Source organism: Clostridium sp. YIM B02500 (assembly GCF_022324665.1).
GTDB lineage: Bacteria > Bacillota > Clostridia > Clostridiales > Clostridiaceae > Clostridium > Clostridium beijerinckii.
Window position 1 is genome coordinate 25,602 of record NZ_JAKGTE010000033.1, and the last position, 24,255, is coordinate 49,856.

Below are 24,255 nucleotides of genomic sequence, written 5' to 3' on the forward strand. Positions count from 1 at the left end.
ACATCACTTTCCAAAATCAACAAAAGCAGTCATTCCAGAACGGAGTGGCTTATCGTTATCAGTCAATTCAACTTTAACGCCATAAGATAGTACATCAAATTCACCATTATCATTTGTTGCTCTTTTAACTGCAAAATCAGCATCTTTATTAATTCTAACTACTTTCCCCTTAAATTCTTCATCTTTATATGCTGGAATCTTTACAGAAACTTCTTGTTCTAAGTCTACTTTAGATAAATCTGTTTCCCTAACATTACACAATATTGATGGTTCATCGGTCTTAGTAACTACAATAAGCTGCATTCCTGTTGATATAACTTCTCCTGCTTCAACATTCACTTGTGTTATTGTCCCATCTTCTGGTGCAGTAACTGTAGCATAATTAAGGTTTACATTAACTCCTTGAAGTGCTGCCTCCGCCTGTTTTATTTGGCCTTCAACTGCTTCAACTGATGCATTTGCCTGATCCACTTGTGCCTGAGCAGCCTTTATATCTTCTGGTCTTGCACCACTTTGTGCTATATCATACTTATCTTTTGCTACCTGCATTTGAGTTTCAGCATTATCAAAATCTGACTTAGGAATTGAACCTTGATCATATAGAACTTTTAGTCTATCTACAGTTATCTTTGCAAGATCATAAGCAGACTTAGCTTGGTCAATTTCTTCTGGTCTTGCACCATTTTGAGCTAACTCAAGCTTTGCACTTGCAGCATCCCTAGCTGCCTGCGCAGCATTTAACTGAGATTTTGCTGTTTCAATTTGAGCTTGTACTTGAGCTTGTTGAGCTGCCAATGTATCACTATCAACTATAAGCAGAACATCTCCCTTTTTTACATCATCACCTTCCTTAACTTTTATTTCTTTAACCTTTCCGGGAATTAATGTATTTACATTAACATCTGTCATGTCAACATTTGACTGCACTATTAAATTACTTTGAGTCTGCTTTACTAGCTTGTCCCCAGTTAATGTAGATACTGACGTGCATCCCGTAAATATATTAGCTGCAACCATTGAAAATACTACTAATGCGACATTTTTTACTTTCATAAAATTCCTCCTAAAATATAATTTTAAAAAACTTCATTTTCTAAATTCTAAACTTCATAAGTTCTATATTTATTCTTTATATAATTGATATAAATACATATATTGACATTATATTTTTTATGCACTATCCTTTATATAGACACAAGTCCATTATAGAAATATGTGGATTCTTATTCAATAATCAATATTAATGGATAAGTCTGTTAATAAACTAAACTGATAAATTTGTCTATTAAATGGGGGATTACAAATGACAGATAGGCGTAAAAGAAAAACACAACAAGCTGTTCAAACTGCTTTTGCTAAATTAATATCAACTAAAGATATAAAAGATATTACTATAAAAGAATTATGTGAAGAAGCAGACATTAATAAGAGTACATTTTATTTACATTACAGAGATATTTATGACTGCGCAGATAGTTTTATGAATTATGCAGTCGATAAAACCATTGAAGTTATAGAACCTTATGATTTTACCGAGTTAATAAATCACATGCCAGAAATAATTGAAAAAACATTAGATATATTTAGAGAAAATAGGGATCTTTATGTTCCGTTTTTTAATTCACCAAGGCACTCTTTTTCTATGTATAAGACGAAACAGCTTATTATTAAAAAGCTTTTAGAAAAAACTCAAAATGACGAGAAATCAAGACTTGTAAATAAGAGTAGCATCTCCTTTATTGTATGTGGACTTTTTGGTATTCTTGAACAAATAGAATTTGATGAAATAACTCCTGAAATAACTTCAGTACTAACATCTAAAATTCAAAATGGATTTATTCCCTCTAAAGATACTCATTAATTTAACGCAGCATGTTAGTAAACCCTAATGAACTAAAATAAATGAGCAACTGAAATTAAATTACAATAAAAAAACAGCCTAAAACACGTTGTATTATGCTTTAGGCTGTACCCTCACTATCCATATTTAATATTAATAGCAGGCTCTTTTATCTTCATATTCGTGTCCATTATAAATTTGCTATTTTTGCAATTCACAATACACATTTCACAATTACTGCTAAATTTTTAAAATATCTTTAGAATTATAATGAATAATTATTCTTGTAATATATTAAAAAAAATCCTCTTTTATCTTCAATTCTGTAAATAAAACATTATAACCACTATCAATAGGGCTGCAGCAATATATCCCACATTTAACATTTTTCTTTGGACTGTGTAGATGACAAATTCTAAGTTGTCTCCAACCTTTATTTAGAACATTAACTTCTATTTTATAGTCGTTTCCTTGTCTGCTAATTCTAAATTCAGCTTCATCAACTTGTTTATCTAACTCTTGTGTAGACCAGTCTGAATATCCAAAATTAGTTACTACAGCACCAAGTTTTGGAGGATTATCTAGCTCATATTCTATAGAAGTCTTCAGCCAATTATCCTCATCCACTCGTACTACTAATCCGCACTGGTCAAATTGATTGATTGGATTAAACTTAACCTTTGTTGTCATAGTAAAGTCCTTTTCGATTTCTATATAAAACATATGAGCATTATCATTTCTAAAACCATAATGAGTCCTTTGCCAAAAATCAGTTACCTTATCAGGTTCCACGTAAATTCCCTTTTCTCCCACTTTCCACACTTTAGGTTCATATAGCCACTTCATTTTATCTACTGACGAAGGATCATTTACTGAATCAATAAAAACCTCTGACTCTTTTTCTAATATTTTATCATTTTTTATTATTATATCTACTTTTTCCTTAGGGTTATCTATTGAAAAATGCTGTCTTTGGAGCCACATGAAATAATCCCTGTAAAAATCTTTTTTATCTTCATGGCTTCTTTCTATGGACGATGTAAAAGTACAATCTAACCATACTCTTATATCAAAATTAATATCTACAGTATTCTTAAATATTAATGCTCCCTCAACTATAACTATATCATTGCTTTTACATGCATTTTCAATTTCATTTTTTATTGAAGAAAAATCATAAGCATTTTCATAGTAATACTTAGATGGATTAATATTACTAAGAGATTCTTTTAATACAGCTTGATTCTCCTCTAAAGAAATTATATAGACCTTATATTGGCCTTGGTATCTTTCTTTTAATTTATTAGCGAAAGTAGTTTTTCCACTTAAACTTATGCCACTAATACCAATTAACGCCCTCGAATTTTCTTTCACTTTTTCATTTATTAAAGAATATAACTTTTCCATAATTAATACATCAACTCCCTCAGTAATATTTCTTATTATATTTTAGCATATGAAATAAAATAATAGATTAAATATGCCATTCATATTTCGTGCCAGACAGATATGTAAATTCTGCTTATAGTTGATCTAATAGAAGAATTTATTTACTCAACATGATACGAAATATACAAACATACTAGTCTATTATTTTTTAGTTGTACCTTAATGTAGCTTTATAATAAATAATTATACTACATAATTATTTTCAGAAGTCCTCCTAAAATAATCCTCACATAAATCAATTGATTTATTTAACTTGACAAAATAAGGAATTAATATTATAAATATATATATAATAAATGTACTTATAATAAATATATATATATTAAAGGAGAGGTTAAAATGGAGTTAACATTCAAATTAGAAGTAAATGCACCTAAGGAAGCTATTTGGTCTTATTATGCTGATCTTGAAAAAAGACATATTTGGGAAGAAGATTTAGAAAGCATTAAATTTGATGGAGAATTACAAACAGGAACTACTGGTACAATGAAACTAGAGGGAATGCCAGAGATGTCTTTTACTCTTACTAATATCGTTCCTAATTGTTCTTATTGGGATAGAACTGATGTCCCTGGGGTTGGAGGCATATATTTTGGACATGACATATTGCAAAAAGATGGTAAAACTTTTATTCAACATACTGTGAGATCAGATAAAGAAAACCCATCAGAAGATGATTTAAATTTTCTTTGCAATGTATTTTCTGATGTTCCTAAATCTACTATGATAATCAAAAAGGAGGTTGAAAAATAAATTGGAATTTCCATCAAATCGCTTTAAAGATGATGCAGAATCGTCAACCGGACTTCTTTTTATTCGCGTATATAATAAATGGCATTCCATTATAAATCAAGAGTTACGTAAATTAGGGATTACTCATCCTCAATTTGTAGTGCTTACCACCTTAAACTTTCTTAGTCAATCTGACGATAATGTGACTCAAGTAAGTATCTCTAAGATGGCAGATATGGATGTCATGTCAGTATCCCAAATCGTTAAAGGATTAGAAAAGAAGGAATTTATACAAAAAACTGTAAATCCGAAAGATAGTAGAGCAAATGCAATTATACTACTGCCAAAAGGACAAGAAATGGTAAAACTCGCTCTTCCTGTTGTTGAAAAAATAGATGATGATTTTTTTGGTATTTTACAGGAAAATGAAAAACTCTTTCGTAAGTATCTAAATCAACTAGATTAGTATCTATTTAGAGGTATGATACCAAAATATAAAAAATGGATAGATCGTAAAATATCTATCCATTTATATATATGTTGAAATCCACAATTCACAATTGCAGCTAAAATTCTTACAATATTTTTAGAGTTATGATGAAGAATTATTTTTGCGGTATATATATGTAAACATATTATGCATTAAATATAATTTTTATATGGGAAACTGGCTTTTGTGCTAAATTAAATAGACTACTTAGTAAGAACTTTAAATAGTTAAAAGCTCTCTTCCAAGAGTTCTGTCATATATTTTTTTATCATTTATTTGCGCCAAATTCCATGTCACTGAATATTCCATTCTTCTTTTAAAATCGCATATATTACATCATCAACCCACTCATTGTTAAACCAAAAATTTTTTTTAAAATGTGCCTCTTTTCTCATTCCAATTCTCTCAAGCAAAGTAATAGACTTTTTATTTTGAGGATCAACCGATGCTGTTATTCTATGTTTATTTAAAACATTAAACAAGTAATCTATCACTCCTATTACCGCTTCATTAGCATATCCTTTTCCTTGATATTTTTCAGATAATGTATATCCAATTTCAACTTGCACATTATCTTCATCACAAAAGTGAATACCAACATCTCCTATGAACTCATTAGTTTCTTTAATTATAATTCCAAGCTGGTACCATGTATCTGGTATATTGGGAATTCTTGATACTTTTTCAGAAATAAATTCTTCTACTTCTTTAAGCGACTTAGGCCTCCAAGTTTGAAATTTACCTACTTCTTCACTTGAACGATATTCAAAAATTGATTCAGCATCTAAAGGCGTAATACACCTTAATTCTAATCTTTCCGTTAAAATATTTATTTCACTTGCATTCATTACTTTTTCCTCCACTAGCATTCTGTGTATTTTGTTTAGTGTTACCTTCATGTGGTAATTATAACATAGTTAAATAATCATTATTAATATGATATTTCTTCTCTATTGCCATATGACCCCCTTTGGAATTATCTTCATGAGGCATCTTTCATTACCCATTTTTATACTTTTCAGTAGCTCAACATCAACTTCACACTTAAAGGCTTCTTCGAATAATACTTTACTATACCCAGTAGTACATTTGCACCATGTATCAGACTCTAACCTATCTACATCCGCAAGCATTGGGCATGGACAAAAATTAAACTGTAAATAAAGTTCTCCATTTTCATAAAATAGCCCTGTATCTTTTGCTTTTTGTAAATTTCCGAATTCTTCTAAACTTGATGATAGTTCCATTAGCTCTTTCACAAGTTCTAACTTCTTATCCATTCCATATCCACACTGGCACTTCATTCTAATCTTCTTAATGATCGCCTTGTCAAATTTACTTTCTAATCTCTTCATTGTAGCATTTACCCATATGGCATTACTTTCTAATTTACCCCCCCTCTTTTCCATATACAACCTCTCTTGCAATCTCCTCATTGCTTTGACCCTTCACAGCTTCATAAATAACATCCTCTTGGATTTTCCTCATATCAAACATAAAATTCCCCTTTTCTTGACTTTATCTAGCAATAACTTTAATCACATAAAAGAAAATAACAATCCTAAAATTTCATAATTATTTTTTTGATGCACCTTATCACTATTTTTATAATAAGGGAAACCTTATTTTTTTACTTCTGAATTCTTGCTCTATTTAATAGCAACACATAAGTCCATATTAACATGACTATTTTTTCTATCAATACTATGGTAAATCCCTAATGCATATCTTTCGTCTCTTCTATACCCACTACGTGGAAGCCAAACATTAAAGATTCCCAGGAATGTTATAAAAATATCATATATATATCCACTAAATCTATAAACTGCAAATTTACCACCTTTTATTGTTGTAAGATTTTCTGACTGTACATATTCATCGACAGTGATACATAAATCATATATACATTTGTCTAATTGAGTAATAGATGGATCATTATAAGATTTTTCAATCAAAAGCGTATCTGTTTTAATATAATCTTTATACCGTTCCATAAAACTATACCAATTAACACCTATCTCACTATAATCTCCAATATATCTTTCATAAATCACTTTAAAATCATTCAAATTTTCTATAATAATGTGCCCATCATAATGCTCAAAAGATTTAAAGGAATTATATTCACTAGGACAAAATGGATTAATAACGTCTGCTGAATTCATAGATTTTCTAAATTCTACTGGACAAATACTATATTGCTTACTAAAGGCTGAACTATAATTGGAAGAACTGTATCCATAATTAATTCCAATATCAGTAATAGTTTTGTCTTTTTCAACCTTAAGACTTACTGCACTTTGATCCATTTTTACACGTTTAATAAAGGAATATAAACTTATTCCTGTTTCTGCTTTAAACATTCTACTAAAATGATATTTGAAAAATTACAGTAATTGGCAACATCTTCAATAGAAATCTCATCATCTATATGCTGCAAAATATATTCAATGCTTTTATTTATCAAAGATTTTTTAATTATCACTTTAAGGCCCTCTCCCAAATACTTTTTACATAAACTAAAAATTTCGTTTTGATAAAAGTTTACTTTCATTATAAAGAAATATTACTGAAATGCTGATTTTCAATAACAACATTAAATAGAAAATATAAATTTCATCAAGCTCTATTTTCATATTTATTTTATATTTAAAATACCTCTCACTTCTTTAAATTATAACATATTTTGTAAATACAACATCGCTTATGACACCTTGCTTTCACTTATAAAAATAGCCTTAGACAATATATAAATGCCTAAAGCTATAAATCATATTTATGATATGATTCATCATATCAGTATAAAATAATAAAATTGCTACAGTCCCAATATTATTAATAAGTTAAAAGTATAGAAGTATCTATATCAAATAATACTCAAAATATATAAGTCTCTTATTTCTATTTTATGAATTTTCGTCTATATACAGACAGTAACAAAATAATATCAAAAACAATTAAATATATCCCTATAGGCATACTTATAACTTTTAAAACCATTAGAATTATTAGAACTATATCTATTATTAAACATATTATTAAAAATCTACTTATTTTATGTCTCTTATCTAAATCAGACATTTTTTGAAGTTCGCTTATTTGGCTATAATGATTTAAGCATGGTATTGTTGTAAAAACAGAAACTGCTATTATTGGTATAGAAATAATGAAAAGCACTGTATTATATATATCAGGCAAGTCGCTATATTTAACAAAAGCCATTAAAATAAAAAGCATAATAAAACAAATAGAAAATGGTATTGCCACTTTTTTTAGTGATTGATACATGCTTATATGCTTTTCTATTTCAGTATCATTATTAGTATAAATTTTTTTTGTTCCTTCAGGAGCACTAAATATATGAATTATATTTCCTATCGAACATGCTTTAGTCCATCCTGCTTCACTAAAATACGAAAAATATTCTTCATCTGGATTTATTCTATAGTCTAAAGCATATTGCAGTTTTTCAGGCTCAGCTTTTTTTAATTTATATCCCATAAATGCAAATTTCTCTAATTTCCATCCTCTACTAGCATATTCAGATAGCATCTGCATTTCCTCGTACTCAGCATATGATAATCCCTTACTCATAATATATTTTGTACCAAACATCTATTATAACATCTCCCTATCATTAAATGCATTCTCAGCAATTTTAACCATTTTACGCTTTCTTTCAAGCTCATTTTTTAAAGATTCGATTCCTTTATTAGTTATTACATAAACTTTTTTCTTTTCTGATTCTTGCGTAAGTTCTATAAATTCTGCATCAAGAAGTTTTTTTATGCTAGTATATAATGATGCAGGACCTATTGAGAACTCCCCTTCTGACATTTCCTCAACTGATTTCATAATTAAATAACCATGCTTAGGCCTTATTAAAGATAATAAAATATAGTAATACGCATCCGTAAGTTCGCCCATATCTAAAGAATTATTTCTAGCCAGATCTCATACACCTCCACTATATCATTTAATGATATATCATTAAATAAACTATATCATTAAGTGATATATATGTCAATAAATGATATAGTTTATTTTTTAATATAATACTATTATTGGCAGATTACCTAAAGAGCGGTATTGTATTTGCAGCATTTATTGTGAATTTTCTTCTTGAAACAAAATAAGAAGTTTTATGCTTCTACTTCAAGTTGGGTTATTTTAATGTCACTATTAATATTAATTGTGATTCTTATATAAAAAATCTCAAAAAAATAGTAGCCCCAATTTGCAATTCGGATGGCTACCATTTTTAATAAAAAACAGTTATTTTTACTTAAACTTACTTATCGTTATTTATTTTCTATACGGCTCATAGTATACATAGTAAGTAATAGTGTTTTTTGTACACACTCATTAGCATTGAGCACTATGAACTTTATTGGCTATTATCTTTTCTTTAATATATCAACTTCAATCTTTCGTGTATCAGAAGTATCCTAAAGGAAACAAAGATTCTATTTATGCCTTTAGAATAAATAAAGCACTAATTAAAATTACACATCTTATAATTTCAAATGTATATAATTATCCTTAACCTTTATATATTTATATAAATATTTAGCTAGTTCACTTTCAAAAAATATACTAAAGAGATTGCAGTAAACTTGACTACTTCTTATATATTATATTAAGAATATAATTAGAATTTTTATTTAATAATTCTTTTTTTATGAAAGCCTACATTTCGTTGATACCACGGCGACACAAATAGTAATCAAAAATAATTTTCAGCTTCTATTTCTTTTATTTAATTACAAATATCTACAGAATTAAAGAGTATCACATAATATATTTACCTTATTTCTATAATGCCTTATTTTAGGATTTATGCGTGTAATATTTTTCATTGTAAGTTTAAATTTTTATAATTTTCAGATATTTTTGTAGTATTTCAATCATAATCTTGATTTATATGAATTCATATGCTATGTAGGATTATTGAATAGCATTAAATGCATTAACCATTCCAGCGCCATAATATTCACTTAAACTATTTACTCCTAAAGGATCAGATGTGCTACATATTTTTCTTGCTACCAATTTAGGACTAATACCTTTGTGTTGACAAATAATAAGAGCTGCTACAGCCGATACTTTAGGTGCTGCAATTGATGTTCCTGATGTAAATATGTAATCACCGTCAAGTGTTGTAGTTAAACATAGATCTTTATTCATGTCTGAAGAATTTCCTCCAGGCGCTGATATATCTATAAAATCTTTCCCGTAATTTGAATATGAGGTAATCTTATCCTCTTTTGATGTTGCTGAGACAGTTATAGCTCCTTTGATATCACCCGGTACTTCATATGTTATTCCAGTATATTTTGATCCATCATGACCATACTCATCATTAAGATATTCCGTTAATTTCTTTTTATTTGAACAATCTAAGCCTTCGTTTCCCGCTGCTGCTACTACTGTAACTCCATTCTTAATGGCATATTCAACTGCTCTTTTAAATAAAGAATATTCTGCTGTATCATTCCCCATATCATATTTATTTTTATTTTCTGGATCAGTCCAATAGTGTTTTCCTTTTAAATCATATCCTTCGATACTCAAATTAATTACTTTAACATCATCATCAGTTGCTTTAATTATTGCTGATGATATTATTGTTGCATTAGTTTGTCCATATTTATTAAAAATACGATAACTTTTAAATCCAATGTTAGGAGCTACACCTTTTGTTCTACCATTTGCAGCGATAACTCCAGCGATATTTGTTCCATGTCCTAATCTATCATTTATATCGTCTGTGTCTCCTGTTTCAGATGAATCATATTGAAAGTTAGCTGGAACTAAATTTTTCCCACCTAAACAATTTGTAGCTAAGTCAGGATGATCTATATCTACACCTGAATCAATAATTCCGACAACAACATCGTGATTCCCAGATTCTAAATCAAAACTTTTTCCATTATTAGTAACCCTTTTGATATCCCATTGATTCTCTTCATATAAATCATTAGATATACCGTTAGAATCATTTTCTGGCGCTGTAAATTCTTTTGTTTCTTCATTTGATAATTTAATCACATGATTAGGTGCTAAGGATTGCACAGTATCTTCAGCTTTGATTGTAGGAATTAAATCCGGAGTACATTCAGCTTCAATTCCTCCAATGTCAGAAAATTCATTTATTATTTCTCCACCGGAATTAGTGATAATATATTCTATATTTTTATCAATGGCATTATCATTAAATAGAATTACTAAATCAATATTTTTAGATTTCACGCCTTCTGCATTTGCTGGAATATTTATGGTTAACATAGTAAAACTAATAATTAAAGTAATAACATAGAGTATATTTTTTTTCTTATTTTTCATTTTTACCTCCAAATAAAATCATTTAATTACATAATAATACAAAAAAAGAGATGTTTTAAAACACCTCTTTTAAATTCAAAAATAATTATCTTACACTAGAATGATAGATTTGTGCCCATGATGGATCACCATAAAAATATAAGATTGCTCCTCTGCCATTCTTTTCTCCAAGCGAACAATCAGTAGCATAGCCAGAACAAGTATAAGCAGTACCAAGACTCGCAAGACCAATTGTAATTTTACCTAAAAGACCTGCACCAGCAGCACCATCTCTTAAGTCAGATGCCATTTTGTTAAATTGAATTGCGGCTAATCCTGAATTTGTAGCATCCATTACAAAATCAAAACCATACCAATGCCAAATATAATCACCATCAACATGAACACCTGCTGTTTGAATTTGGCTATTTGCTTTTATTTGTATTAATTTATTTGTGCTTTTGATAAATTTTAAATCTCCAGAAAGTATTTTTGTATTGATTTTTTCAGAACCGTCTTGTATTACTTTTAAAGTATCCGAATTTATATAATTTTTAGCATTTTCATTTATGCTTGTTGTGCCATCAGAATTTCTAACTAAAAACTTACTTTCTATTAGTTTAACAGCCTGTCCCATATCTGCAATCTTTGTTTGATTTTGATTTTGAGTTTCTTGAATAGATGAATTTAGTGTAGCCGCACTTGCTGCTGAGGATGTTCCTACTAAAGTTGTTGCAATTAATGCTACTGCAATTAAACTTGGACAAATTTTAAAAACTTTTTTCATTTTTATTCCCCTTTTCTATTTAAATTATTATGTTTTTGCTCGTAACTATTTAGCTACTTACGGTTACATAATCACATAATAATCAACTGAAGTAAACACTCATACCGTTAAACATACAAAATTAGGTATAAAACATAATAATTCATATATTTATCGTATTTTTTCAAAATATTCTTTTTATGCACTAAAATGTACGTTTAGTGCATAAGACGTTTATTTAATTTAAATGTTATGATAGTATAATTTTTAAGAAGCTAAATATTTACAAATCATTATATAGATACTTCTATTATTAATGACAATTTCAAAAATAACAAAAATAAACTTTTTAACATTTATTATAAATATTAGAAAACAAAGTGAGACTCTCTTTATTAAGACTATATAAACAAAAACATTTTTTGAAATTAAGAAAAATAACTATTCAGCTATAGTTATTATGTTAATATTTGATATAGATACGACAAACAGGGGGGGAAATAATATCCCTAAAATATCATAGCTAAACTAAAGCCATGTTAACTAGAACAAATGCAAAAATAAATTTTATTCATTTAATGTTATTACAAATAAAGAAAGGGATGATTTGGTGAATTTTGATAAAAATTTATTGCTTATAATTATATTTTCTTGCATGATATTTCAAAGCGTTTATAATTATTATTCTATTAACAAACAATCTTTTAAACCTTATATAATATTTAAAAAGAGTTATGATAATAACCCCATATACTTCAAAAAAATATATGCTAGATTTTGCATATATTCATTAATTGGTTCAATTTTATTCTTATTAGTTACTATTTCGGTTAAAGTTGAATTAATATCAAATATTTATTTGATATTATTATCTATATTGTTTATTCCTAGTTGCATATTTTTTATTAAATTAAAATACATAAAGAAGTAATAAATTTCTTTTATCTAGGGAGAGCAGCCACAAAATTTGAATTTTATACGTTAAAACTTATATTACCAAAGCACCGATACGCTCGAAGAACTTTTTAAATACGTCGGTGCTTTAATTACTCTAATTTAGTATTGTTCAAAGCACAATATTGTATATCGCCTTCTTTATAAATGGATTTATTCACGCATTTATTACTCACATATTACCACCTGAATTTGTCAAAATATATAACTATGGATTAAAAGTTATAAAAAAAACTTATAATTATATAAAAATTAATGATTTTCCATATCAAATAGTTATACATTCCGTTGCTTTTATCAACTCCACTCTAAGATATATATTATAAATCCGAACATCATAATATTCACATTTTTATATTAACAGTATTTATCTTATCGTAAGATTTCTTCTTGGAACAATAGAAAAATGAAAAACTCCTCCATCCAAACTTGGTTCCCTTCAATTATTTATATACGTTATTAAATCATGATTTATTTCTTATTAATTTATAACTTATAGCATATTTACTCAATTTTACTTTATATCCTTTACTTATGATACTGTCCATCGTATTAATAGCAACCACTAACTCTTCTATAAAAATAGGATATCTGCTTTTCAGACACCCTATTTAGAATTATATTTTAATTACATTTCTTATTTATACTTTATTTTAAATTAACTGTAACAATCTTATCTTCAATTATATATTTTATTCTACCATCTTCTGACACAGATGTGGTATTTGTATTTATTTTGTTAAAAGTATATGGAATAATTTTTATGGAATTTATATTAAAATGCTTTTCGGGTAACTCATGTACATAATTTCTATAAAAATATGCTCCATTTCCTATTTCTTCTCTTAAAGGGACTGAATCATCATTTGCATCAACAATATCATAATAGTAATTTGCACCCTTATTATTTTCCCATGCACTAAAACCTTTTGAAGTACCAGAAATAAGCACTCTGTCCGGTGTAATAGTAACGCTGTCTAATGAAAGCTCATTATCACCAATTGTAATATTTTTACCTACCTTAACAACTTTAGTATCGTTCTTATAACTAGTGGCATCATAAACAAAGGTATAGGTAAAATCCGAAGAACTAACACCATATTCTTCAGCCAAAGAAGAAAATACTAACTTCACATCCTCCTTATCACTTAATGGCAATTCCTTCATTTCTACCTCAAGAATTATATTAGTTTCTTTCTCAAATTCATTATTTTCTACCTTATCGTATCCAGCAAAATCCTTATATCCTGCAATACTATATCCAACATAATTCGAACTTCTCTCAATCTTATTGCCGTTGATATAGATATCAGGCACTAACTTATCTTTATTATCAACAAGATTGTTTTTTTTCTCATTAATATTAAAATTAATAATGATTCTTGAATTATCAGTAAAGAACTCATTTAAAGTAAGCTTAATATCTTTCCCTCCAAAGTTTTCTCTTTTTCTATTGTGAAGTCACTTTCTATATCTAGTTCAGATATATCCATATGCTCAAGAGTTTTTAAATATTTTCTCTTATAATCTATAGCTCTGTACTTTGCTATTGCGGCTATCCAATTTTTTAAAATATTCTTTTCTTTATCAAAGCTTGTGATATTATTCCATATTTTAAGATATACATCATTAATGCATTCCTCATGATACTGTGGAAAATTGTATAAATGTTTCTTTACTATAGCTTTTATTAATGGTGCATATTCATTAATAAGTAACTCCATGCCTTTTTCACTTCTTTTTTTTATTAATGAATAGATTTCTTTATCCATAGCAAAATCCCCTTTCTGACAATGCCTTACACTTACTATTACGGATAGGGTAATCCTAATTCTATCAATGAGTAAATTTTTTTATTTTTTTGTGCCTTATATATAAGTACTTTCATAATAAAAATAAATCTATTAAATGATAACTCCCAATATCTCTATGCAAATTGCATACATTCCTTATAATTCCAAGAGATATTTAAAAATTTATATTATTTCTATCCAATCTATAAAAAATGCTAATATTATACCTTTAATTCTATCATCATAAGACAATATATTATCCAGATTTTAAGCTCAAAAAAATAGTAGCCCCCATTTGCAATTTGGATAGCTACCATTTTTAATAAAAAACAGTTATTCTTGCTTAAACTTACTTATCATCATTTATTTGCGATATGATTCTCCGTAACTACTTCAAATGAAGTTTTTCCATTTTATTCTTGTGGAATTTCTATCCAGTGACTTAAGATATTATCTATTACAAATCCTCTTTTCAAATACATATTTAAAGCAATTGAGTTTTTTTCAATAACATTTAATGTGACCTTATCTACATTAACTGCATTTAAGGTGTATATAGCAGTTTCTAATAATCTCTTGCCATAACCTACACCTCTAAACTCATTACACAAGCCAATATCAAAGCTCCCAACCTTATTCTCTATCTCTATATTCATAAATCCTATTAATTTGTTTTTATCTCTAACTAAATAATATCTATTTTCACTATTATCATTTAAATATTTCTCTATATCCTCCATTTCGTAATAGCAACCATGGGGCATATCACTAAATGATTTATTAAAAACATTAAGATACTCTTCCTTATTTTTCGCTGATAGATTAATTAACTCTAAGGGTTCACTAGTTGTTTTCCTATTTTCAAGTTTCATTTTATAGGAATTATAACTTGAAATATATCCCAACTCATTAAGTAACTTTAAAATTTTCTCATTCCCTACTCCTAATAAAATTTTGCTGACCCACTTACATTTACCAATATTAATGGCAGATGTAAGAAGCTCACTTACAATATGAACCTCATTCTCTGCATTATTAGCTACAGTTAAGAAATGAATATATACTACTTTTAAATGCTTTATAGCTTCTAGGATAACTTTTACTGAACCTACTACCTTATTATCCTTAAAGAAAAATAATATTCCTTCACCAAAATTATAAACCTTTGTATTAAATTCCTCTTTTATTTGTGGTATAGATTTATCATTTTTTTCTAAGCTATTTAAATATAATTGTACCGCTCTTATTTCATCCCCATTTAAATTTATAAACTCTTTTATCATCTCAGCCCACTCCTATTCCTTAACCCAGTACTTAGTACAATCATTGCTTCTATCTATAAATCCATACTCAATTAAAGCTCTTCTTATGGTTGCATAGTCCTCAAAAATCCTTTTTAATACTCTATTTATTTCCTTCTCAGTATAAGTCCTACCAGTAGAGAAGTTTTTCACTATTTCCCCTAAAACTATAATCTTTTTCTTTTCCTTAGCTGGGTAGGATTTTAAAGCATTTGTTTCATCCATATATGCCTTAATAGTTACTTCTCTTTCCTTATCAGTAATGTTATATCTATCATCTAAGGTTGTAGCAGTTTTGTGAGGGTCTGTTATAACTTCCTTATCTAAAACATTTATCTCCTTTGATGCTGTATCACTTAAAAGCTCCATTACAGCTAAAAATAGCCTAGCTTGCTTTTCCTTTTCCCTTAGCTTAAATCTGTGGTTTCTAATAGTTGATTGGGCTATGCCAAGCTTTGTTGCTATCTCCTTGTCTGAAAACCCTTGAGCCATTAATTTTATTAGTTCTCTATGAATCTCAGACATTCCTGTAAAGTCTGAATTCATATTTAATAAATAACCTAAGGAAGAATTATGCACTTCTTTAATATGGATTTCAGTTATTTTTTTTGCATCATAAAAATCCTCTTCTTTCTTAAATATTCTCCCCTTTTCAAAGCTACTATTGCAAAATATACAAGTAAACTCTTCTGCTCCTTCAATGTAACCTTTTTTAATCTCATCTATAGATGACTCCCATAAAATTTCATTCACCTTCATTACTCTCACTCCAATTCCAAAGTTTTCTAATTATATTTTATATAATAATTTCACTTTTGTCTATATATAACTAAACATTTTTAATATTTGTTTGCTTTTTTAAAAACCGCACTTAAATACCAGTAATATATTTAAATTTACTCTTAAAAGTCTTACTAGTGCTGTTAATATAGTTATATATGAATAGTAATTACCATTTTCCCATTTATTAACTGCTGGTGTTGATATACTCAGGTAATCAGCAACTTTTTCTTGAGTTAACCCTTGAGCGTTTTTTCTCTTTTATAATTATAAGTTGAATTTAATTATTACTTGTGATACGGCATTTTTGTTTATAAAAATAGCCTTAGGCAAGTTATATCAATGCCTAAGGCTATAAACCGCATTTACTTATGATACGGTTCACCGTATCATAAGTAAAGAATCAAGCTTTTTTATTATACCTCTCTCACCATTTATATTATTAATTTACCACTCTCAAAAATTGATATAAATAGAGTCCTTAAGCCGTTTTATATCACTTATAGGTGGTAATCCAAACATTCGCGCATACTCACGACTAAATTGAGATGGGCTTTCATAACCAACCTTATAACCTGCCTCCGCTGCTTCTAATACTTCTGAAAGCAGCAGTCTCCTTGCTTCTTGTAATCTAATCTGCTTTTGATATTGTAGCGGACTCATTGCAGTAACCTTCTTAAAGCAATGGTGCAACGATGAAGAACTCATATTAATTTCCTTTGCTAATTCATCAATCCGCAAAGGTTTCTCAAAATTATTATTAATCAAGTTAATAGCTTTTGAAATAGCTCGTGCATGGCTGCCTATCATAGCAAATTGCTTCAATATGTATCCATGTTTATCTTGTAAAACTCTATAAAGTATTTCTCTAATAAATAGAGGAGCAAGAACTGGAATTTCCTCTGGCGTTTCTAAAAGGCTTACAAGTCTTAGCAATGCATCAAGAAGTGATGCATTACCTTTTGTTACAGTTAATCCTCTTTCCAAGCCAGGCTTTTCTTCAAAATCTTGTTTTGATTCTTTGATGATATCAAGAATTTGATCTGAATTAAAACTAAGCCTGACACATAAATATGGCTGTTCAGGAGTAGCTTCAATTATTTTGCCTATAATAGGTAAATTAACAGATGCGACTAAATAAGAGCTTGCATCATATCTATAACTTTCTTTTCCTAGAATTACAGTTTTCGCACCTTGTACAATTACGCATATGGATGGGATGTAAATCGAATGCAGTGGTTCTGAAATATTAGATGCACGTATTAAATCCAATGATGGTATATCAGTTGATTGAAATCCATCTCTATAAGTAAATTTCTCAACTAGAGAAGCCAGACGCCTTTGCTGATTACATAATTTATAATTTTTTATATCGTAAATCCTTTTTTCCATAATAATATCTCCTCATAAAAAAATTATAATTTCTTTTGCAGGATTGTGCAATGATTAGGAATAAATAGGCTACCTATTCATATCTAAATTATCCTATAATCAAATCAATAAATAAAGAATATGCAAGACAAAAATATTTACTCAATGTAAATACTCTCATATATCTTTAATTATAAGTAAATTATTTTAATGGAGGTTTATATCAATGAGAAACTTAGAAGGTAAAGTTGCAATAATAACAGGTGCATCTAGAGGAATAGGAAGTGCTATAGCTAAACAATTATCTGCACTTGGAGCTAAAGTAGTTGTCAATTATTCTAATAATGCAGTAAAAGCAGAAGAAGTTGTAGAAGAAATAACTAAATCAGGTGAGCAAGCTGTTGCAATTAAAGCTGATGTTAGTAATATAAAAGACGTTGAAAAATTATTTTCAGAAACAATAACTAAATTTGGAAAGGTAGATATATTAGTAAATAATGCAGGCGTAATACTTTATAAATTACTTTCCGATGTAACAGAAGAAGAATTTGATAAGCTTTTTAATATAAATGTAAAGGGTACTTATTTTGCATGCCAACAAGCTATGAAACATATGGAGAATAACGGAAGAATCATTAATTTTTCAACCTCAGTGGTTGGAAGTATGTTTCCTACTTATAGCGTTTATGCAGCCACAAAAGGAGCAGTTGAACAAATCACACGCCAATTAGCAAAGGAATTTGGTCCTAAAAAAATTACAATTAATGCTGTAGCACCTGGTCCAATAAATACTGAACTTTTCAACGTTGGAAAGACAGATGAACAGATAGAAGCAATTAGACAAATGAATTCTTTTGGACGTATTGGTGAACCAGATGATATAGCAAATGCTATTGAATTTTTAGTTAGTGATAAGGCTCAATGGATAACAGGTCAAACTCTTCGAATTAATGGTGGATATGTTTAATACTCTCATCTATAAAAGAAACAAAGTTTTTTAGCCAATATCCCCTAAGCCCGCATTATTCCAGCATATTCTGAAGAATATATATTCTAATATTCTTCAGAATAAATATGGCTTAGAATATATATTCTTCACAATATTTATGGTAAAGAATATTAGAATACACTAGTTATCTACAGCAAATAGAGGCCGTTACATCTAAAACAGCCTCTACCTTTTATTAATCTTCATCTATTTTTACTCTCAGCATTCTATTCTTAACTTTTACTGCATATTTTAATTCATATACTGGTATGCCTTTATTAATTGCATCTGCAATTTCATCCATTTCTTTTTTAATATTTTCTTCATCAGCATACCATCCAAGTACAGTTGATTTTTCTCCCCAAAGTGCTCCGCTATTAATACCGATTAACCAATATTTAGGCTCATCTTTTTTTGCTTTATACATTACACTTGACGCTGAAACTTTATAGCAGTTAACAATTGATTTTCCGTCATATGATTTAATAGTAATTTTTCCAGTTGGCAGAATTACATTATTAGATAAAGGCTTATTATTTTCACTAGACCTTATCTCACTCAACATCAAATAATCTAAAGATACATTAAATTCTTTAGATAAGATAAGCAATTTCTCCATTTCTGGATATCCACTTCCCTGCTCCCATTTAGAAACTGCCTGGCGGCTTACTCCAACTATTTCTGCTAGTTTCTCTTGTGAAATATTTCTTTCTTGCCTAATTAATTTTAAATTATCTGAAAAACTCATGACTCCATACCTCTTTTCTTTATTATTATGTGTAAATTATAATGAGTTTTACACTAAAATAACACCAACCTGTAATTGCAAACCCGCAACTTGTATTTGCATTGCCAATAAACTGCATAAAAAACTTAGTTATAAATTACTTCTTATTAAAATTATTTCATTAAATAAAAATAATCACACTACCAACCCGAAATTTTAATAGTGTGATACTTTAATAGAATATTTACTTTTTATATCTTATAAATCATTATACATATTTCTTTAATAGATTTAAATTTAAAGCTCTAGAAAAATAAGTTCCTAATTAAGGCTAGATTTCAATATATTAAATGTTAATATATTTATTGCTCCCAACTTTCGTAATGAACCATATCTTCAAGCTTCTTTCTTGGGCGAGCTTTAGGAGTTTCATCTGGATATCCAATAGTTAAGACTCCAACTACATATTTATCTGACGGTATATTTAATACTGGTCTAATTTCTTCCTGTGTGAATTCTGCAACCCAGCAAACGCCTAGTCCCAAGTTATTAGCTTCCAGTAGCATATATCCTGTTGAAATTGAAGTATCTCTAATTATTCTTTTTAATTCATCCTGAGGACTGTTATCATCTAAATACACATCCCCTTCTTTAATTCTGCAACGTATATCTGCAACACATACAATAAATACTGGAGCTGTAAACATCCATTTTTGATTATGAGAAGCTTCTACTATTTTTTGTCTCATTTCTTCAGATTTAACCACTATGTAATGCCAAGGCTGAGTATTGTTACCTGATGGAGCAAGCCTTGCACTTTCTAGTAATTCATTTATTTTTTCGTTTTCTACTGGTTTATTACTATATTTTCTTATGCTTCTACGCATTTCAATTTCTTTAATCATTTATATAAATCCCTCTCTTCATGGAATTTTAGTACATTTTACACATAATTATAACATATTCAATAGAACACTATTCTTTATTTTAGAAGGACATCTTTTCTAAATAACTACTTTATAATGCTATAAATATATGAATCATGATATGTACCATGATGATAACGATATTTTCTCAATATACCTTCTCTTAGAAATCCTGCTTTTTGCAATACCTTTTGAGCAATGATATTCTCCTCGTCAGTATCAGCTTCTATCCTTACTATTGGGTAATTCTCGAATATATACTTTACTATTAAATTAAGTATAACTGTTCCATTTCCTTTGTTACAATTATCGGAACTTAGAACTAAGCCAATTCTCACAATTCCTTGTCTATAAAAACTTAAGTAGAGCAATCCAATTGTTTGCTCTTCTCTTTCTACATTCAATATTTGAAACTCAGAGGAGCAAAAACCATCTTTCTCATATTCAAGTTGTAGTTTTCGAAATGATTCAAATTGAAATTCTTGATAATTTCCACGTGTCTTTTGTGAATTAAATTTATAAATTACTTTTAAATCACGTTCCTCAATAGTTCTTATATTAATATCTCCTTCTGTAATCATTTTTTATCCTCCTCCAGTATATATCTTTAAAATAATTTAAATTGTTCCTTCTAAAAATATCTTCAAACTACAAACATCATTAAATATATGATTTGCATTAATTTTTTTCAACTCTTCTAAGTCAACACTATTTGACCACGCTACTGATAAACACGTTACGCTTGCTTTTCTACAGGCCACTACATCAGAAAGTGCATCACCCACATAGCAAAATTCATCCTTATTAATACAATATCTTTTTAGAATCTTTATAATGTTATTGTACTCCATTAATTTTCCTAATCACTCTACATGGATTTCCAACTGCTACACTATTTTCAGGAATATCCTTTGTTACTACACTACCTGCCCCTATAACACTTCCATTTCCAATATTAACTCCAGGTAAAATAATAACTCCGCCTCCAATCCAACATCCATAACCTATAGTAATAGGAAGTGCATAAGTATGGCAAAAATATTCCCCAGTTTCTGGATTCCAATTTTCTACTAATCGGTCCTCTAGCTCTATTGGATGAGTTGCTGTATAAATTTGCACATTAGATGCAATTAGTACATTATTGCCTATAATGATTTTATTGCAATCTACAAAAGTACAATTCATATTAACAGATACATTATTACCAATATGGATATTGCGGCCATAATCACATATAAATGGAGATCCGACCGATACATTACTCCCTATTCTACCAAAAAGGTGCCTTAGAATTTCTCTTTTTTCTTCCTTATCCTCATAGCTAAGACTATTATATTTTGAAAGTGATACTCTTGCTGTCTTTTTAAACCCTAAAAAAATTTCATCATGACAGTTATAATTCTCTCCTGCCATACATTTTTCTAATTCTGTTTTCATATTATAATGCTCCTTTTTTCGTAATTGCGTTTATCAATAGTATAAGAAACATCTTGTTACATATCTAGTAACAAGATGTTTCAAAATTCATATTCTTCTTGCCAATGCTTCTATAAGAAATAACACTGGTACTTGTGTAGTAGCATTATATCCACCATTAGCTTGATGCATATCCATATTGTATGAAATATTCCAGTCTGACATCTTAGCAATAGTCGAATTGGACTGATTCGTTATACTCAAAATGTTACATTTACTAACTTTGAATTGATTTATTAAGTCTATAACACCCTTTGTTTCTCCAGAAACTGAAAGTGCAATTACCACTGTAGTCTTCATATCCTTCGTAATTGGATAAAATGTATCTTCCAATCCCATTGAAAATTTCCCCAAGTTAGAGAAATATCTTGCCCCATATTTCGCAAGTGCACCAGATGAACCTGAACCTAAAAATAACACTGTTTCTGATTTTCTAATCACCTCTGCACCTTGCTCTATTTTCTGCTCAAAGGAATTAATGTTAGTTTTCTTAAAGTAATTTAACATCTCAGTCAAATCACTTTGTGGTGGTATTTCCTGCATTCTATGTACATATTTTTCAAGTCTTTCTTTGAATTCCTTATACCCATCACAATCTAACTTATTGCAGAATCTAATAATCGTCGATGTTGATACCTGAATTGCACTAGCTAATTCTCGAATAGTCATATAATGTATTTTTTCTTCATTCTCAATAATATACTTATATATCTTTATTTCAGTTTCATTAAATCTTTGAATATTATCATACGAAAACATTGTCTCCTCCAACAAAGTTACTATTTATCTTTTAATTACCTTAAGATTACGATACACTTCTTGCCTTTACATTTCAAACTCCAGGTAAATTAACACTCGTGAACACTAATGCTTCCTTCTTTGAATGCAAGATATTCTGAACTAGCATCGATTGTGTAGATATAATATTCTCCAGGCTCATCTGCTGTTATTTCATAACTTCCTGATAAATCTTTAAAATTTTCTCCTTTTACCATTTTCCCATTTACTACATGGCCGATTACTGCTGTTTGATTCTTCGTTGCTTTTGATTGATATTTATCAAAATTAAATACTAATGAATCTCCTTTATTTAGTTTCCAACCGCTACCATCATTCTTCGTAAATACACCTATACTACCATTTGTCTCTATTATCTCTGGAGCTATATATTCATTGTTTTTTTCTTTTGTTACAAAGTCACTAATCAAAGCTGAATCCACTAGATTCATTTCATCAGGTATATTTTTTATAGTTTTACTATATTTCAACATGTTATGCTCATCATATTCTTCTACCTGCCCTTTTCCCTCTACAACTTCCGTCCCAACTAAGTGCTTATTCTTTTCTGTAATGTACGCGGCACCATTTATTGTATATTTATTATATTGTGTATTGTGATAAAAAATTAAAAAAGCTATAATGCAACAAACTAAAACACTACAAAATGCAATAATTTTTCTTTTCATAATATCTTCACACCTTTTCATATAATATATGTAAATTATAACACATTTTTGTAACCGCAGTGTCCTGTAGTTCCTAGGAATCTTTTCACAGGTACTAATTATATTTTGCAAATTTAATGATATTTTATTGTTTAGAAATGACAGAACAATTATATTTGTACTTAACCCCTAACCTTTAGTTCTATAAAATTCAAATTTCTAATTATTAGCCAAAACTAAAAATGCTAACAATAAAATAACTAAAATCGTTCCAACTAATGCAATAATATTTATAATTTTATTTGCTTTAAACTCTGTCTTAAATAATTTAAGAAAAATAAGATAAATTGTGATTCCAAAGATTCCTCCAAAGGTATTTCCTATAATATCAGTTATATCTGATGCACCTATTGCGAATATGAACTGTAATACCTCGTATAGCAGACTTACTCCTGCTATCAAAGCTGCTTTTTTCATGAAAGACCATTTACGTTTTATCATACCAATATAGATTCCAAACGGCACAAATACAAGTATGTTATCATATATTTCCGAAAACTCGATCCCTCCATTTACTATTACAGATTCATGAAATGGAATTATGTTAATACTTCGAGAGTATCCTAATTCTTTAAATGAGAATTGCATTTTAAACAATATAATCCATGTTAACACTACTAAATATGCTAGTAGTAAACAAATTGTTAGTATCTCTTGTTTTGTTTTTTTATTTTCCATATGTATTTCCCACCCCCTTTAATGCTTTTACAAAAATTATTATTAATATTCCGATAATGCTAAAGCTCAATTTTTTTATTCTAAATTTAAATAATCACTTATTCTACTGAAATATTAACTGCAAGTTTATTATTTCAGCATATATAACTTACTAC

General features: G+C 28.6%; 24 protein-coding genes and 3 pseudogenes. 4 read left to right on the forward strand and 23 right to left on the reverse strand.

Translation table 11 applies throughout. The features are described 5' to 3' along the window. Positions 1-3: 3 nt before the first annotated feature. Positions 4-1,053, reverse strand: a complete 1,050-nt coding sequence (locus tag L1S46_RS21355) for an efflux RND transporter periplasmic adaptor subunit (protein WP_238900891.1) — start codon at positions 1,051-1,053, stop codon at positions 4-6. A gap of 250 nt (positions 1,054-1,303) precedes the next feature. Between L1S46_RS21355 and L1S46_RS21360 the strand changes: the two genes are divergently transcribed. After that, on the forward strand, positions 1,304-1,861 hold the full coding sequence (locus tag L1S46_RS21360) for a TetR/AcrR family transcriptional regulator (protein ID WP_238900892.1): 558 nt from the start codon (positions 1,304-1,306) through the stop codon (positions 1,859-1,861). 273 nt (positions 1,862-2,134) lie between these two features. Here L1S46_RS21360 and L1S46_RS21365 read toward each other — a convergent pair whose 3' ends face one another. Continuing rightward, positions 2,135-3,247 (reverse strand): DUF1349 domain-containing protein, encoded by a 1,113-nt coding sequence (locus L1S46_RS21365; protein ID WP_238900893.1) that lies wholly within the window; start codon positions 3,245-3,247, stop codon positions 2,135-2,137. Positions 3,248-3,628: 381 nt separating this feature from the next. On the opposite strand from L1S46_RS21365, the gene L1S46_RS21370 reads away from it, so the two are divergent. Both L1S46_RS21370 and L1S46_RS21375 read left to right on the forward strand, forming a co-directional pair. Beyond that, positions 3,629-4,042: a polyketide cyclase gene (locus tag L1S46_RS21370; RefSeq protein ID WP_238900894.1), complete on the forward strand. Its 414-nt coding sequence runs from the start codon at positions 3,629-3,631 to the stop codon at positions 4,040-4,042. A gap of 1 nt (position 4,043) precedes the next feature. Further along, complete coding sequence (locus L1S46_RS21375) at positions 4,044-4,487, forward strand: MarR family transcriptional regulator (RefSeq protein WP_077829589.1); 444 nt, start codon at positions 4,044-4,046, stop codon at positions 4,485-4,487. Between the two features lie 317 nt (positions 4,488-4,804). Here L1S46_RS21375 and L1S46_RS21380 read toward each other — a convergent pair whose 3' ends face one another. The 13 genes and pseudogenes from L1S46_RS21380 to L1S46_RS21440 form a co-directional block, all read right to left on the reverse strand. Next, positions 4,805-5,359, reverse strand: coding sequence for a GNAT family protein (locus tag L1S46_RS21380; protein WP_238900895.1), 555 nt, complete (start codon positions 5,357-5,359; stop codon positions 4,805-4,807). A 102-nt stretch (positions 5,360-5,461) separates the two neighbouring features. Next, positions 5,462-6,008 (reverse strand): annotated as a pseudogene (locus L1S46_RS21385) (DUF6144 family protein). 152 nt (positions 6,009-6,160) lie between these two features. Next, a pseudogene (locus tag L1S46_RS21390) lies at positions 6,161-6,996 on the reverse strand (GyrI-like domain-containing protein). 416 nt (positions 6,997-7,412) lie between these two features. Next, a complete protein-coding gene (locus L1S46_RS21395) occupies positions 7,413-8,105 on the reverse strand; it encodes a DUF2812 domain-containing protein (protein ID WP_238900896.1) in 693 nt (230 codons plus the stop codon). Positions 8,106-8,129: 24 nt separating this feature from the next. Further along, positions 8,130-8,462: a helix-turn-helix transcriptional regulator gene (locus tag L1S46_RS21400; RefSeq protein WP_238900917.1), complete on the reverse strand. Its 333-nt coding sequence runs from the start codon at positions 8,460-8,462 to the stop codon at positions 8,130-8,132. 996 nt (positions 8,463-9,458) lie between these two features. Then, positions 9,459-10,856 (reverse strand): S8 family serine peptidase, encoded by a 1,398-nt coding sequence (locus L1S46_RS21405; RefSeq protein WP_238900897.1) that lies wholly within the window; start codon positions 10,854-10,856, stop codon positions 9,459-9,461. Between the two features lie 85 nt (positions 10,857-10,941). Then, complete coding sequence (locus L1S46_RS21410) at positions 10,942-11,622, reverse strand: hypothetical protein (RefSeq protein ID WP_023976773.1); 681 nt, start codon at positions 11,620-11,622, stop codon at positions 10,942-10,944. Positions 11,623-13,203: 1,581 nt separating this feature from the next. Further along, positions 13,204-13,872: a hypothetical protein gene (locus L1S46_RS21415; RefSeq protein ID WP_238900898.1), complete on the reverse strand. Its 669-nt coding sequence runs from the start codon at positions 13,870-13,872 to the stop codon at positions 13,204-13,206. An 89-nt stretch (positions 13,873-13,961) separates the two neighbouring features. After that, entirely contained in the window at positions 13,962-14,327 is a 366-nt protein-coding gene (locus tag L1S46_RS21420; RefSeq protein WP_238900899.1) for a sigma factor, read from the reverse strand. Between the two features lie 434 nt (positions 14,328-14,761). After that, positions 14,762-15,631 carry a GNAT family N-acetyltransferase gene (locus tag L1S46_RS21425; RefSeq protein ID WP_238900900.1) on the reverse strand — a complete coding sequence of 290 codons (870 nt, stop codon included), beginning with the start codon at positions 15,629-15,631 and terminating at the stop codon, positions 14,762-14,764. Positions 15,632-15,643: 12 nt separating this feature from the next. Next, positions 15,644-16,408 carry a DUF2087 domain-containing protein gene (locus L1S46_RS21430; RefSeq protein WP_238900901.1) on the reverse strand — a complete coding sequence of 255 codons (765 nt, stop codon included), beginning with the start codon at positions 16,406-16,408 and terminating at the stop codon, positions 15,644-15,646. A gap of 114 nt (positions 16,409-16,522) precedes the next feature. Next, positions 16,523-16,714, reverse strand: a pseudogene (locus L1S46_RS21435) (helix-turn-helix transcriptional regulator); the annotation flags it as partial. A 171-nt stretch (positions 16,715-16,885) separates the two neighbouring features. Next, the gene (locus L1S46_RS21440) at positions 16,886-17,821 is read right to left on the reverse strand and encodes an AraC family transcriptional regulator (RefSeq protein ID WP_238900902.1); all 936 of its coding nucleotides are present in this window, start codon (positions 17,819-17,821) and stop codon (positions 16,886-16,888) included. A 205-nt stretch (positions 17,822-18,026) separates the two neighbouring features. Here L1S46_RS21440 and L1S46_RS21445 point away from each other — a divergent pair, with 205 nt between their 5' ends. After that, positions 18,027-18,767, forward strand: a complete 741-nt coding sequence (locus L1S46_RS21445; RefSeq protein ID WP_238900903.1) for an SDR family oxidoreductase — start codon at positions 18,027-18,029, stop codon at positions 18,765-18,767. 217 nt (positions 18,768-18,984) lie between these two features. Here L1S46_RS21445 and L1S46_RS21450 read toward each other — a convergent pair whose 3' ends face one another. From L1S46_RS21450 to L1S46_RS21485, 8 genes are all read right to left on the reverse strand, one after another. Continuing rightward, a complete protein-coding gene (locus L1S46_RS21450) occupies positions 18,985-19,536 on the reverse strand; it encodes a helix-turn-helix transcriptional regulator (RefSeq protein ID WP_238900904.1) in 552 nt (183 codons plus the stop codon). A gap of 341 nt (positions 19,537-19,877) precedes the next feature. After that, on the reverse strand, positions 19,878-20,420 hold the full coding sequence (locus tag L1S46_RS21455; RefSeq protein ID WP_238900905.1) for a nitroreductase family protein: 543 nt from the start codon (positions 20,418-20,420) through the stop codon (positions 19,878-19,880). A 107-nt stretch (positions 20,421-20,527) separates the two neighbouring features. Continuing rightward, positions 20,528-21,022 (reverse strand): GNAT family protein, encoded by a 495-nt coding sequence (locus tag L1S46_RS21460; protein ID WP_238900906.1) that lies wholly within the window; start codon positions 21,020-21,022, stop codon positions 20,528-20,530. A 36-nt stretch (positions 21,023-21,058) separates the two neighbouring features. After that, entirely contained in the window at positions 21,059-21,292 is a 234-nt protein-coding gene (locus L1S46_RS21465) for a hypothetical protein (RefSeq protein ID WP_238900907.1), read from the reverse strand. Further along, a complete protein-coding gene (locus L1S46_RS21470; protein WP_238900908.1) occupies positions 21,279-21,878 on the reverse strand; it encodes a sugar O-acetyltransferase in 600 nt (199 codons plus the stop codon). The genes L1S46_RS21465 and L1S46_RS21470 overlap by 14 nt, the downstream gene beginning before the upstream one ends. A gap of 87 nt (positions 21,879-21,965) precedes the next feature. After that, entirely contained in the window at positions 21,966-22,676 is a 711-nt protein-coding gene (locus tag L1S46_RS21475; RefSeq protein WP_238900909.1) for a MurR/RpiR family transcriptional regulator, read from the reverse strand. Between the two features lie 89 nt (positions 22,677-22,765). After that, positions 22,766-23,383 (reverse strand): hypothetical protein, encoded by a 618-nt coding sequence (locus L1S46_RS21480; protein ID WP_238900910.1) that lies wholly within the window; start codon positions 23,381-23,383, stop codon positions 22,766-22,768. Between the two features lie 198 nt (positions 23,384-23,581). After that, the gene (locus L1S46_RS21485) at positions 23,582-24,100 is read right to left on the reverse strand and encodes a VanZ family protein (RefSeq protein WP_238900911.1); all 519 of its coding nucleotides are present in this window, start codon (positions 24,098-24,100) and stop codon (positions 23,582-23,584) included. Positions 24,101-24,255: the final 155 nt, after the last annotated feature.